This is a genomic window from Silanimonas sp., from assembly GCF_044377035.1.
GTDB lineage: Bacteria > Pseudomonadota > Gammaproteobacteria > Xanthomonadales > Xanthomonadaceae > Silanimonas.
This window is the reverse complement of sequence record NZ_JBILJW010000016.1, coordinates 67,725-80,007: the sequence shown is the minus strand read 5'-3', so window position 1 is coordinate 80,007 and position 12,283 is coordinate 67,725. Positions and strand designations below refer to the sequence as shown.

General features: G+C 67.7%; 12 protein-coding genes and 1 pseudogene. 10 read left to right on the top strand and 3 right to left on the bottom strand.

All coding sequences use genetic code 11. From position 1 onward, the window contains the following. From ACIQ6S_RS10255 to ACIQ6S_RS10245, 3 genes and pseudogenes are all read left to right on the top strand, one after another. The coding region (locus ACIQ6S_RS10255) for an integrase core domain-containing protein (RefSeq protein WP_397608275.1) at positions 1 to 180 on the top strand (180 nt) is incomplete at its 5' end. Positions 181 to 207: 27 nt separating this feature from the next. Then, positions 208 to 405 (top strand): annotated as a pseudogene (locus ACIQ6S_RS10250) (GNAT family N-acetyltransferase); the annotation flags it as partial. A 70-nt stretch (positions 406 to 475) separates the two neighbouring features. Beyond that, on the top strand, positions 476 to 784 hold the full coding sequence (locus ACIQ6S_RS10245) for a hypothetical protein (protein WP_397608274.1): 309 nt from the start codon (positions 476 to 478) through the stop codon (positions 782 to 784). Positions 785 to 890: 106 nt separating this feature from the next. On the opposite strand, the gene ACIQ6S_RS10240 is transcribed toward ACIQ6S_RS10245, so the two are convergent. From ACIQ6S_RS10240 to ACIQ6S_RS10230, 3 genes are all read right to left on the bottom strand, one after another. Then, positions 891 to 1,619, bottom strand: a complete 729-nt coding sequence (locus ACIQ6S_RS10240; RefSeq protein ID WP_397608273.1) for a hypothetical protein — start codon at positions 1,617 to 1,619, stop codon at positions 891 to 893. 175 nt (positions 1,620 to 1,794) lie between these two features. Beyond that, positions 1,795 to 2,427 (bottom strand): DUF3011 domain-containing protein, encoded by a 633-nt coding sequence (locus tag ACIQ6S_RS10235; RefSeq protein ID WP_397608272.1) that lies wholly within the window; start codon positions 2,425 to 2,427, stop codon positions 1,795 to 1,797. A 16-nt stretch (positions 2,428 to 2,443) separates the two neighbouring features. After that, positions 2,444 to 2,839, bottom strand: coding sequence for an EF-hand domain-containing protein (locus ACIQ6S_RS10230; protein WP_397608271.1), 396 nt, complete (start codon positions 2,837 to 2,839; stop codon positions 2,444 to 2,446). A 207-nt stretch (positions 2,840 to 3,046) separates the two neighbouring features. Between ACIQ6S_RS10230 and ACIQ6S_RS10225 the strand changes: the two genes are divergently transcribed. The 7 genes from ACIQ6S_RS10225 to ACIQ6S_RS10195 all read left to right on the top strand — a co-directional run bounded on the left by ACIQ6S_RS10225 (position 3,047) and on the right by ACIQ6S_RS10195 (position 12,211). Continuing rightward, entirely contained in the window at positions 3,047 to 5,419 is a 2,373-nt protein-coding gene (locus tag ACIQ6S_RS10225; RefSeq protein WP_397608270.1) for a mechanosensitive ion channel family protein, read from the top strand. A 194-nt stretch (positions 5,420 to 5,613) separates the two neighbouring features. Next, positions 5,614 to 5,940 carry a hypothetical protein gene (locus ACIQ6S_RS10220; protein WP_397608269.1) on the top strand — a complete coding sequence of 109 codons (327 nt, stop codon included), beginning with the start codon at positions 5,614 to 5,616 and terminating at the stop codon, positions 5,938 to 5,940. Between the two features lie 31 nt (positions 5,941 to 5,971). Beyond that, positions 5,972 to 6,763: a CPBP family intramembrane glutamic endopeptidase gene (locus tag ACIQ6S_RS10215; protein WP_397608268.1), complete on the top strand. Its 792-nt coding sequence runs from the start codon at positions 5,972 to 5,974 to the stop codon at positions 6,761 to 6,763. 109 nt (positions 6,764 to 6,872) lie between these two features. Then, positions 6,873 to 7,754, top strand: a complete 882-nt coding sequence (locus ACIQ6S_RS10210) for a lysostaphin resistance A-like protein (RefSeq protein ID WP_397608267.1) — start codon at positions 6,873 to 6,875, stop codon at positions 7,752 to 7,754. A gap of 122 nt (positions 7,755 to 7,876) precedes the next feature. Further along, complete coding sequence (locus ACIQ6S_RS10205) at positions 7,877 to 9,535, top strand: phosphoethanolamine transferase (RefSeq protein ID WP_397608266.1); 1,659 nt, start codon at positions 7,877 to 7,879, stop codon at positions 9,533 to 9,535. A 68-nt stretch (positions 9,536 to 9,603) separates the two neighbouring features. Further along, entirely contained in the window at positions 9,604 to 11,292 is a 1,689-nt protein-coding gene (ggt, locus tag ACIQ6S_RS10200) for a gamma-glutamyltransferase (RefSeq protein ID WP_397608279.1), read from the top strand. A 28-nt stretch (positions 11,293 to 11,320) separates the two neighbouring features. Next, complete coding sequence (locus ACIQ6S_RS10195) at positions 11,321 to 12,211, top strand: RluA family pseudouridine synthase (RefSeq protein WP_397608265.1); 891 nt, start codon at positions 11,321 to 11,323, stop codon at positions 12,209 to 12,211. Positions 12,212 to 12,283: the final 72 nt, after the last annotated feature.

The following is a 12,283-nucleotide window of genomic DNA, read 5'->3' as shown; positions in this document are numbered from 1 at the left end:
CGAGAGGAGGTGCTCGACCAGTACCTGTTCGCTCGGCTGGATGACGTCCGCGAAGCCACGTGGCGCTTCCTGATCGACTACAACGAGCACCGCCCCCACGACGCCCTTGGCGGCATGGCGCCCGCCGAGTTCCGAAATCACCACGAGGCCAGAAGCTCTACTTTCGAACTGTCCGCTTGACGGGGGAGGTTACGTACTGGCCTCGTCGTTTCAGCCACTGCCCGACGCGCCGGCGTCGGTTCGGCCCTCGTTGCGGCGGCGGAGGCATGGGCGCTGTCTCACGGCGCAAGCTCGCTGCGTGTGCGCTCCAATGTGGTTCGTCCCGAGGCCCATTCGTTCTATGCTGGCCGCGGCTACGCCTTGCAAAAGACTCAGCACTGCTACGTTAGGTCGTTTCGCGCCTAACCAATCGCTCAAGCGGACCGTCCAATCGCTTCGCGATTGATGCTGCCGCTCAACTCACGCGTCAGGGCTCATGCGCACATTCTGGCCAGTGGCATCCATCAACCTGGTACTCGCAACGGTGTTCGCCCTAAGCGCACTGTGGGTCACTTTCAATCCGGCATCGGGCTGTACCGTTGACGGCCAGCCTTGCGTTTCCCTCGGCATCGGCACGCTCGCGCTGTTCATTGGCGGCCCAACACTCGCACTTCTTCTGGTGGTCGTTGTTGGTGCACGGGTTCGGCATCACAGCCCGAAGCTTGCGCTCGCCATTGTCGGTACGCCGCCCCTGATCCTTGCAGGCTATGTGCTTGCAAACATCTTGGGTTCCGGGGCCAGGTAGAGCCCCAACGACTCGCTCAGTCGGGCCAATCAATCGCTTCGCGATTGATGCTGCTGGGCTACTTGGAACCTCCTTGTTCCTCGCCATCACGCAGGCGTGAAGCCGATCATCCCCCGAGCACGAACGCGTCCGGCACCTCGTAGCGCTCGGTGCCGAGGATCGCGATCGTCATGTCGCCGTCCCGGCGCGACTCGATCGGCAGCGCGGCGGTGCCGTCCGCTTCCGCGGTCGAGAAGGTCAGGAAGCTGCCGTCGGCGTTGAAGAAGATCGTGCGCTTGCGTCCGTCGGACAGGCTGACTTCGACGTAGGTGCCGGTCTCAAGGCCCCGCACCACGCCGGCATCGCAGAAACCCGGCGCGGCGCCCTTGTAGCCCTCGCAGCGGACTTGCGCCGTGGCGTGGTACGGCGTGCCTTCGACAAGGGCGTCGCCCTGACCGTCGCCGTCTCCGGCAGTGGCCGGGCTGTTTGGCACGGAGACGAGGGTCACGCCCTCGACCTCGCCGACGATCGTGCCGCCCAAGGCGGCCGCCGCGTCCGCGCTCGGGCAACCGGCGAGGCTCGCGCTGTCGTCCAACCAGTTCACGGTGGCGGCGCTCTCGCCGATGCGCCGGCAGGCGTCACCAGTGTTCGGAAAGCCGTCCCCGACGACCACCAGGCTGGCGGGCCATGCGAACGCCGATGTCGTTTCCGGTTCGACGCTCTCTGCGGGCGCATTGTCGGGCGTGGCCGCGGGTGTGCTGGCCGGGGCAACCTCGCTCGAAGGGCCGCAGCCGGCCAGTGCGATCGCGACGCCGAAGGCGACGAGGGTGTGGGGAGTGCGGGTCGGGATGCGCATGGCGGCAGGCCTCAGGGCGGGGAGGAGGACGACGAGGGACCGATGGGTGAGCCGCAGCCCAGCACCGGGTCGTCGCCCTTGATGGTGATCCGGGCGGTATAGGGATGCCAAGAGCCCCCTGGGCCGTCCTGGCAGAGCCTCGGCATCGCGCCGCCGCCCCGGCGTGTCGGGCGCCTCAGCGGACGGAAAACACGGCGCGGCAGCCGTTCTCCACCCAGATGCCGCCGCCATCCCAGCCCCAGTCGTTGCCGTAGCGGCAGGGCGAACGCGACAGCTGGCGGTCCATGTCCACCCGCGCGCCCCGCAAGTTGTTGCGGCAGTAGTTGTGGCGGCCATCCCGCGATTCGCAGGTGATGGTCTGTGTCGGTCCGTAGCGGTTGTAGTCGTTGTAGGGCTGGTAGTTGTGGCGATCGTCGTAGCGGTCGTCGTCGCGCCCGCGATCCCGATCGCGGTCATGGTGCGAGGCAATCGCCGCCGCACCGATCAGGCCAATCGCCAGCGCGGCGGCGGCCTTCGAGTCGTTGTTGCTGCCGCGGTCGGAACGGTATTCGCCGACGTCGAACTGGGCGCGGCAGCCGTTCGACACCCAGATGCCGCGGTTGTCGGTGCCCCAGGTCTGGCCTTGGCGGCAGCTCGAGTGGCTGTACTGCACGGCGAGGGTGACGCCGTTGCGGGTGTCGGCATAGCAATGCTGCGTCTGGCCGTTCTGCGACTCGCAGACGACGCTGCGGGCGATGGCCTCGGGTGCGAACGGCGCGAGGGCGAGTAGCGCGGCGAGCGCGAGGCGGTTCATGCGGATCGGGTTCATGTCGAGGCTCCTCGGTTCAGTTCGTCGTGCCAGACCATTCGGCGAGCGAGAGGGCCCCGTCGCCATCCTTGTCGGAGGCCTTGAAGGCTTCCTCGACCGCCCCGGTGAACGACTCGGCCGAGACGTTCCCGGGCTGCGCCGGCTTGCCCTCGCCATCGACGGCGGGCGGGTGCTCCTGCCCGGCGATGCGGCCGTCGCCGTTCGCGTCGAGATGGCCGAAGACCCGGACGACGCGGTTGCGGAACTCTTCCCAGGTGACCTTGCCATCACCGTCGAAGTCGGCGGCCTTGAAGGCGTCATCCGCGACCGACACGAGGGCGGCGTCCGTGGCCCCGGCAGGGGCGGCGGCAGCCGCGAAGCACGCGAGCGCGCCCGTGCGCAGGAGCAGGGCGAAGCGGGTTGGGGAAGGCATGACGGATCCTCGTCGTCGGGAGAGTGCTCGCAGCCTCCGCGCCGCTGCCGCGGGTGTCTGTCGGCGGGTCTCCTCGCCTGCCGTCAGCAGGATGCTGATCGCCAAGATGAACGCGAGTGTCGGCGAGGGCGTCAGGACATGACGCTACCGCGGTGTAGCATCCGCTGCGGGCGCGAACGCCCTCTGTCCCGGACGAAGATGCCATCCATGCGTTGGTGCTTGGCGATCATTCTTGCGCTTGTTCCCCTGTGCGTCGTGGCACAAGGCGACGCGCCGGCCGATGCGGAAGGCTCGATCACCCTCGAGGCCCTGCCTTCGCGGCTGCTCGCTGACGGTGCCTTCGTCGAGATTGCCGCGGCCGAGGCCGGCACCACCCGGTCCTGGTCACGCGCCGGCGCGATGATCGATGCGCTGACCTCCGATGTCGAATCCCTCACCGTTCGCACCAGCCCGTCGGTCCTCGAGGGCCTGCCGCTCTCGGCCCTGGTGAGCTTCGATCGCCAGTGGCGTTTCGTCGGACATCGGATCGCCGCCGTCGATGGCGAGATCCAGGACCAGCTCGCGCCGCTCGCCAAGGATGCGCAGGCCCTGAGGGAAAAGCGCCAGGCGTGGGAGACGACCGTGCAGTCCGCGGGGCTCGCGCCGGCCTCGGGCCTCGGCGCCCGTGTTTCCGCCCTGCAGAGGGCGTTGCAGGACGCAGAGCGCGCCTTGGCGACGCCGCTGGCCGAAGGTCTCGACCTCGCTGAGCGGGCGGCGCGGCTCGCCGGCGCAGTCGAGCGCGGCCAGGGCCACGTTGCGCGCGAACTGCGGCGACGCGATCGCGGGCTCGCGGCGCTGGACTCGCCGCCGCTCTGGCGCGCGGAGGCGTGGCGGCCGCCGCCGACCGCCGCCGAAAGGCAAGGCGGCAATGTCGAGCTGGACTTCCTCGCCCGCTACGAGTCGGTGCCCCATCCGATGAGGAACGCGGCCCTCGCCCTCCTGATGCTTGCCCTTCCCTTCCTCGTGTGGGGCCTGCGGCGCGCGCGACGGGTGTTGGCGGTCAGTGGGGTGTCCAGCGCGCACCTCGACGTGCTGTCGCGGCCCTGGTCGACGTGGCTGCTCATGGCACTGGTGGGCTTGATGCTGGCGCAGATCGATGGGCCGGTGTTGCGGACGAAGCTCCTGATGCTGCTCGCGCTGTTCCCGGCCATGCGCCTGCAGCCTGCGGATGTCCGCCGCCTTTTCGGTCGGTGGTTCTATCTCGCGGGCGGTCTGTTCCTCGTCGCGATCCTCGCCGAGCTGCTGGCGGAATCCGCCCTTTGGCATCGGCTGCTCGTGCTCGCCCTCGCGTCCGCGGCGTCGATGGTGTTGGGCACCTGGTGGGTTCGGCAGCGCGGCCGCGACGGGCGCACTCGCCTCGATCGCACCGTGGCCGGCGTCGTGCTGGTCTTCGCTGCGTTGTCCGCCGTGGCGGCCATCGCGAATGTGGTCGGCAACGTGACGCTCGGTTCCCTCGTGGCGCTCGGCGTGGTGGAGTCGATCTACGTCGGCCTGCTCGCCTTCGCCGCGGCCCACGTGCTCACGGCCTTCGCGGCCCTGCCCACGCTGTGGCGCTCGCGATTTGTCGACCAGCCGCCGCTGCACGTCGGCCAACTGCTGGCGGCCGTTCTCGCCCTGCTCAAGCTCGGCCTGCTCGCCGGCTGGGGGTTGTGGACCCTCGACGCACTGCGACTGCTCGATCCAATGCATGACCTCGCACTGCGCCTTGGCGCGGTGGAGGTCGGCATCGGCGAGGCGCAGGCCACGCTTGCCGGCATCACCATCCTCGTCGCCGTGGTGGTGGCGTCGTTCTGGCTGTCGTCCACGCTGCGGCGCATCCTTGCCGGCGATGTCCTGCCGGCCCTCCGGCTGCCCCGCGGCGTCGGCAACAGCATCGCCACGCTGACGCATTACGCCGTGTTGCTCGTTGGTTTCGCCTTCGCGCTTTCGGCAGCGGGCTTCGAGCTCTCGAAGCTTGCGATCGTGCTCGGCGCGCTCGGCGTGGGCATCGGCCTCGGCCTGCAGGACGTCGTGCGCAACTTCGTCTCCGGGTTGATCCTCATGGTGGAGCGCCCGCTCCAGCCGGGTGACGTGGTCGATCTCGGCGGCGACGTCGGCAAGGTCAGGGAGATCGGCATGCGCGCCACCACCATCAGCACCTACGACGGTGCCGAAGTGGTGGTGCCGAACGGGTTGCTGTTGGCGGAGAAGATGACCAACTGGACGCTCACCAGCGACCGCCGCCGCATCGAGCTCACCGTCGGGGTCGCCTACGGCAGCGACCCGCGGGTGGTGCTCGCCCTCCTGCAGAAGACCACCGAGCAGGTGCCGGGCGTGCAGACGGACCCCGCGCCGCTGGTGCTGTTCAGCGGCTTCGGCGAGAGCAGCCTGGATTTCATCATCCGCGCTTGGACGGCTCGCATCGACGATGCCGCGCTGTTGCGCAGCGAGCTCGGCCTCGCCATCCACGACGCGCTGGCACAGGCCGACATTGAGATTCCCTTCCCGCAGCGCGACCTGCGGCTTCGCGATTGGCCGCCCGGCGGGGCGGCCTCCGTCTGAGCGCGGGCGTCACAGACCTTCGATACAGCCGTTGTCGCCTCGATGCGAGGCGTGGTCGGTCAGTCCGGCACCAAAGCCCGCCTCGGTGTCTCGCTGACGCCGATCCACGACTTTCGGCTAGGCTCGCAAGACGCTCTGGAAGCCTCCCCATGCCGTTGCAGCGATGATCCGACGCGCTTTCCTTCCCGCGCGCGATGCTGGTTGCCCTCGCCCTGCCGAGCCCTGCGGCAGAGGTTGGATCCGGTGACGCGGCCGCCAGCAGCCTGGCTCGTGGCCCCGATGGCAGCGTGTGGGCCGGTCTGGACTACGGCGACGTGCGGCGGATCGTCGGCGATGAGCTGGAGCAGCGCTTCGGCTTCGCGGGACGCAAAGGCTGGGGCTTCTCGGTCGAAGACATGGTGAGCTTCGGCCTGTCCAACACTGTCTACCTGGGTCGTGGTCGGTATGAGCGCGATTCCACCGGTTTTCGCCGGTATCTCGCGCAGATCAGCGCCGACGATTGCCGGGCCTTGATGCAATGAATCAACGACACCACGACGGGATGCACGCCCCATGACTTCGAACACCCACGCCGCGAGCGACTCCACGGGCAGCGCTTTCTGGTTCGAGGACCGGGGGCGCGACTTTGCCTTCTACAACGGCGTTCCCGTGCTCCTTTCGGGCAAGCAGTGGCTGTTCCTCATGGCCATGGTCGCGACGGGCTTCCTCGCGATCGCACTCCCCATCGATTGGCCCGGCGGTGAGTTCATCGGTCCCTTCATCCCGGCCGTGGTGATGCCGCTGATCCCGCTGGTCGCGCTGGCCTATGTCGCCCCGGTGAACTGGCGAGCGATCTTCGGCAAGGTCGGTTTCCGCGAACTGCGGCTGATGGTCGGATTCGCGCTGCTCAACATCATCGTCAGCATGATGGTCGGCGCCCTCGTGGGCACGATGACCCAAGTCACGTCGAACAATTCCATCGCCGGCATCGTGGAGCTGGATGCGATGGGCCAAGCGGCCTTCTTCGCCAAGACGCTGCCCCAACTGTTCGGCGAGGAGGTGATCACCATCCTGCCGTTCCTCGCCATCCTCTACGCCTGCACCCACATGTTGGGCATGGGGCGGAAGGCGGGCATCATCGTCGCTTGGCTGGTCTCGTCGGTGGTCTTCGGGCTGTTGCACCTGCCGACCTATGACTGGAACTTCGTGCAGTGCGTGGTGATCATCGGCTCGGCGCGCCTGATGCTCAGCCTGCCTTGGATCATGACCAAGAACATCTGGGTCTCCACGGGGGCGCACATCATCAATGACTGGGTGATCTTCGGCGGTGTGCTGGTGGGGACCGCCATGGTTGCCCAGTCCTGAGGCGCAATCGTTGCAGCCCCTTGGCCTGAGATCAGTAATCTGCCGAATGACAGCATGACCCCCAGCCTCCCGATCTGATCGGACGGCCCACGCCTTGGAGACGGTCGCGATGAACGATGTGTCCACACCCACCCCACTCTGGCTTCGCGTCCTGCGCTACCCGCTCGTACGCCTGCTATTGCTCGGTTTCCTGATGCTGCAGGCCCTCGGCCACAGCAACTACTACATGGGGCTGGTGGCGGACTCACCCGGAGCGAAGATCGCCGTCGCCGTCGGGATGTCATTACTCGCCCTGATCGTCTATGCCGCCTTCGGCCGATGGGTCGAGGGCCGTTCCGTCAGTGACCTCGCGCTCCGGCCCGCGGCGCGTGAGCTGGCGATCGGCCTCGCGGTCGGCGCGATGCTCTACAGCACGTGCATCCTCGTGCTGGTGCTGGCCGGCATCTATCGCATCGACGGCCTGAATCCACTCTCCTACCTGGTGCCGGGCATCGCGATGGCGGTGAGCGCCGGCTTCCTCGAGGAGTTGCTGTTCCGCGGCGTGCTGTTCCGCATCGTCGAGGAATGGCTGGGCAGTTGGATCTCGATCGTCGTGTCCTCGCTGTTCTTCGGCCTCGCGCACCTGATGAACCCGGAAGCCACGCTGTCGAGCGCGCTCTTCATCAGCGTCGAGGCCGGGCTGCTGCTCGCCGCGGCCTACATGCTCACCCGTCGCCTGTGGCTCGGCATCGGCTTCCACGTCGGCTGGAACTACGTGCAGACCGCGGTCTATTCGGGCGCCGTGTCCGGCACCGCCGTCGAGCCCGGACTGATCCGCAACACGATCGAAGGCCCGGCGCTGCTCAGCGGCGGCAGCTTCGGCGTTGAGGCGTCGATCGTCGCCTTCGTCGTCTGCACCACGACGGGCATCGTGTTGCTGCGTATGGCAATCAAGCGCGGGCATTTCGTGCCGTCGCCGTGGCGCCGCGCTGGCCATCGCCCTTCGGCCTGAAACGAATTCGCAGCGGAAGAAGCGTTCGCATTTCGATCAAGCATCGACTAACGGAAGGTTTGCGTATGTGCGAAAGCAACGGCGCACACTGCGCGCCCTTGCATCGCCATCGTTGAACCGACGTGTCCGTCCGCACCTTCGTTGACTTCCGCCGGCCGACGGTGGGCAGCGGCACCTTGGTCGTGCTGGCTGCGCTGTACTTCAGCCTCGCGTCGAACGCCTCGTTCTGGGCGGCGTTCCGCGCTAGCGAGCCGGGCCATTCCGCCGACGCGTGGACGCTGGGGCTCGGCATGTTCGTGGCCATCACCGCGTTGCATGCCGGGCTACTGCTGCTCGTCGTCAATCGATGGACGCGCAACGTGGTGCTGCCGATCCTGTTCTTCGTCACCGCCGCGGCGGCGTTTTACATGGACCGCTACCACGTCTACATCGACCGGGACATGGTCGCGAACGTGCTGGTTACCGAACCGAAGGAAGCCCGCGAACTCATCACGCCCGACTTCTTGCTGGCCTTGCTGCTCCACGGTCTGCTGCCCTCCGTGCTGGTGTGGTGGACGCGTGCGCCGGCGCGCGGCTTGGGGAAGGGCATCGCGATGCACGCCGTCGGCATCGCCGTGGCGTTCGTCATTGCCTTGGGTGCGATCGGGCTGAGTTACCAGTCCCTCTCGTCCTTGATGCGCAACGAGAAATCGATGCGCCACCTGATCGCTCCGGGCAACTGGATGGTCGCCCTCGTCAAGGCGCTGAGCGAGCGGCGCGCTACGGACGCGCCGCGGCAGATCATCGCGACCGATGCCCGCATCGAGCGCCCTGCGGGGGCGCGGCCGCGGCTCGTCGTCATCGTCGTCGGAGAGACGGTGAATGCGGCCCACTGGGGCCTCAACGGTTACGCCCGGCAAACGACGCCGCGGCTGGCCGCGCTCGATGGCGTGAACTATCCCGATGTCGAGGCCTGCGGTACCAACACCGAGGTGTCCCTGCCGTGCATGTTCTCGACCCAGGGACTGCACGACTACGACCGCGACGCCATCCGCGGCAGTGAATCGCTGCTGCACCTGCTCGTCCATCTCGGTATCTCAACGCTTTGGCGCGACAACCAGACCGGCTGCAAGGGCATCTGCGAGGGACTGCCGTTTGAGAGTTTCCTCGAGGCCAACGTCCCCGGCCACTGCGAGGGCAACCGGTGCTTCGACAGCGTGCTGCTGCACGAGCTCGATGCCGCGGTCGCGCGCATGCCCGGCGATGCGGTGGTCGTGCTGCACATGCTGGGCAACCACGGGCCGTCCTACTACGCGCGTTATCCCGAAGCCTTCAAGCGCTTCACGCCGGTCTGCGAGGTCGATGAACTCGGCGACTGCGAGCGCGACACCATCGTCAACGCCTACGACAACGCCATCCTCTACACCGACACGGTGGTTGCCGACGCGGTGGCGTGGCTGGAACAACAGTCCGCTGCGCGCGACACGGCGCTGCTGTACGTCTCCGACCATGGCGAGTCGCTGGGCGAGTCCGGCCTCTACCTCCACGGCGTGCCGCGGATGATCGCGCCCGACGAGCAGTTGAAGGTGCCGATGTGGTTGTGGCTCTCGCCGGCCCTGCGCGAGGCCGATGGCATCGACCTTGCCTGCCTGCGCGAGCAGGCCTCCGATCCGCGCACCCACGATGTCCTGTTCAGCACCGTCCTCGGGCTGATGCGGGTCGAGACCTCGGCGCGAGTGCCGGGTGAAGACCTCCTCGCGTCCTGTCGGGGGGTCCGCCGCAGGAGCCCGCCGGCACCGTAAAGTCGGGCTCCCGCGATCCAACGGAGCCCACCGTGTCCACCACCGTTCTTCGTCCCCTCGTCCTCGGCCTGCTTCTGGCGTCGGCCGGTCTCGCCGCGCCCGATGCCTTGGCCGCCGACCGCATCACCGGCCGTGAGTTCGCCACGCGCTCCGAGGTGTATTCGAACCAGGCCATGGCGGCCACGTCGCATCCGCTGGCCACGCAGGTGGCGCTCGAGGTGATGCGCAAGGGCGGCACGGCCGTCGATGCCGCCATCGCCGCGAATGCCGCCATCGGCCTGATGGAACCCACCGGCAACGGCATCGGCGGTGATCTCTTCGCGATCGTCTGGGACCCCAAGACCGGCAAGCTGCACGGCTACAACGGCTCGGGCCGTTCGCCGCTGGGCCTCACGCGCGAATGGTTCGACGAACAGAAGATGGCGCTGATCCCCTCGCACGGCGCGCTGCCGGTGACCGTGCCGGGCACGGTCGACGGTTGGTTCGCGCTGCGCGGGCGCTTCGGGAAGATGCCGATGGCCGAGCTGCTGCAGCCCACCATCGACTACGCGCGCAATGGGCACCCAGTACACGAGACGATCGCGTACTACTGGGATCGTTCCGTGCCGCGCCTGTCGCAGTTCCCCGGGTTCACCGAGCAGTTCACCCTCGATGGGCGCGCGCCGCGCACCGGCGAGCGTTGGACGAACGAGAACCTCGCCCGCACGCTGGAGCGCATTGCCACGAACGGCCGCGCCGGCTTCTACGAAGGCGAGCTGCCGAAGATCGTCGAGGCCTACTTCAAGGAGAACGGCGGCTTCCTCGCTGCCGCCGATTTCGCCGCACACAAGGGCGAATGGGTCGAGCCGGTGAGCGTCAACTACCGCGGCGTCGATGTGTGGGAGCTGCCGCCGAACGGGCAGGGCATCGCCGCGCTGCAGATGCTGCAGATCCTCGAAGGCTACGACTTCAGCAAGATCGAATTCGGCAGCGTCGAGCACCTGCATCTGCTCACCGAAGCGAAGAAGCTGGCTTTCGCCGATCGGGCCCGCTTCTACGCCGACCCGAGTTTCCATCCAGCGCCGGTGGCCGGGCTGATTTCGGACGAGTACGCCAACGCGCAGCGCGCGCGCATCAATCCGAATCGCGCGCAAGCCGTCGTTGCGCCGGGCACGCCGCCCTCGCTCGACGAGGGCGACACCATCTACCTCACCACTGCCGACAGCAGCGGCATGATGGTTTCGCTGATCCAGAGCAACTATCGCGGCATGGGCAGCGGCATGACGCCGCCGGGTCTCGGCTTCATCTTCCAGAACCGCGGCGAGCAGTTCTCGCTGAAAGCCGGCCACCCGAACGAGTACGCGCCGGGCAAGCGCCCCTTCCACACCATCATCCCGGCCTTCATCACGAAGGACGGCCAGCCCTGGGTGAGCTTCGGCCTGATGGGCGGCGCCATGCAGCCACAGGGCCACGTGCAGATCGTGATGAACCTCGTCGACTTCGGCATGAACTTGCAGGAGGCCGGCGATGCGCCGCGTCTGCATCACGACGGCAGCGACGAACCCGTCGGTGCGGTCACGCCGATGAGCGACGGCGGCGTCGTGCAGCTGGAGACCGGCTTCGACTACGAAACCATCCGCGGCCTGATGCGCCTCGGCCACCACGTCGAATTCGCCGACGGCCCCTACGGCGGCTACCAGGCCATCGCCAAGAACCCGCACGGCGGCTGGGTGGGTGCCAGCGAGAGCCGCAAGGACGGGCAGGCGGCGGGCTACTGAACGCGTTGCGGCGCGCGGCGGCGGTGTCGTGAGCCTGCGCCGCCGCCCGCCGGCCATCGACGGGCTCGCGCCCAGCACGCTGCAGTTGCCGCCGGGCGAATGGGCTTCGCTGCTGGACGGCCTGTGCGCGCATTTCCCGGCGGTACCGCGCGCGGTGTGGCTCGATCGCATGGCGCGTGGTCGCGTGCTCGGTGACGAGGGCGAAGCGCTGGGGCCCGACACGCCGTACCGCGTCGGGCGGGAGGTGCACTACTACCGCGAAGTGGCGGACGAGCCGCGCATTCCCTTCGAGGAGCGCGTGCTGCATCTCGACGAGCATCTCCTCGTCGCCGACAAGCCGCACTTTCTACCAGTCGTTCCCAGCGGCGTGCATGTGCATGAAACGCTGCTTGCACGTTTGATTCGCCGCACGGGCAACGCCGACTTGGTGGCCCTGCACCGCATCGACCGCGAGACCGCCGGGCTGGTGCTGTTTTCCACCAACCCGGAAACACGCGCGGTCTACCAGGCCTTGTTTCCCGAGCGGCGCATCGAGAAGACCTACGAAGCGATTGCGCCAGCCTTGCCAGGCCTCGAGTTCCCGCGCGTTCATCGCAGTCGAATGGTGCCCGGCGAACCCTTCTTTCGCATGCGCGAAGTGGAGGGTGAACCGAACAGCGAGACACGCATCGATGTGATCGAGCGTGGCGAGACGTGGTGGCGCTATGCGCTGCAGCCGGCCACCGGAAGGAAGCACCAGCTGCGGGTGCACATGGCGGCTTTGGGTGCGCCGATCCGCAACGACCCGCTGTATCCCGAGGTGCGACATCGCGAGGCCGGGGATTTCGAAGCGCCGCTGCAGCTAGTGGCGAAGAGCGTGGCGTTCGTGGATCCGGTGAGTGGTGAGCCGCGAAGGTTTGGCGCCGATTCCACGCTTTAGGTCGGTTTCCGGCCAAAAGCAGCCATTCACGAAGGACATAGCGCCGACGCGCCGTGTTGTCGGAGATCAGAG